This is a genomic window from Fructilactobacillus sp. X8R2C1, assembly GCF_059900955.1.
In genome coordinates, this window is record NZ_JBWXVI010000017.1 from 1 (window position 1) to 422 (window position 422).

General features: G+C 51.4%; 4 tRNA genes. All 4 read right to left on the reverse strand.

The window, feature by feature from the left end:
• Nucleotides 1-2 precede the first annotated feature (2 nt).
• Nucleotides 3-75 (reverse strand) — tRNA-Val (locus AC6UD6_RS06980).
• A 4-nt stretch (nt 76-79) separates the two neighbouring features.
• Nucleotides 80-152: transfer RNA gene (locus tag AC6UD6_RS06985), tRNA-Glu, on the reverse strand.
• Between the two features lie 16 nt (nt 153-168).
• A tRNA-Ser gene (locus AC6UD6_RS06990) sits at nt 169-260 on the reverse strand.
• 6 nt (nt 261-266) lie between these two features.
• Nucleotides 267-339: transfer RNA gene (locus AC6UD6_RS06995), tRNA-Asn, on the reverse strand.
• Nucleotides 340-422 lie beyond the last annotated feature (83 nt).

Consider the following 422-nt stretch of genomic DNA (forward strand, 5'->3'; position numbering starts at 1 on the left):
TATGGAGGATACAGGGATCGAACCTGTGACCTCCTGCTTGTAAGGCAGATGCTCTCCCAGCTGAGCTAATCCTCCAAAATGACCCGTACGGGATTCGAACCCATGTTACTGCCGTGAAAGGGCAGTGTCTTAAACCACTTGACCAACGGGTCATACTACAAAAATATACGGAGAGTGAGGGATTCGAACCCTCGAAACAGACTTTAATCCGTTTACATCATTTCCAATGATGCTCCTTCGGCCAGCTCGGACAACTCTCCATAGTACTCCGGCAGGCGGGCTCGAACCGTCGACAACCTGATTAACAGTCAGGTGCTCTACCAACTGAGCTATGCCGGAATAATCGCGTGGCAACGTCCTACCCTTGCAGGGGGCGATCCCCCAACTACTCTTGGCGTGCTGAAGCTTAACTTCTGTGTTCG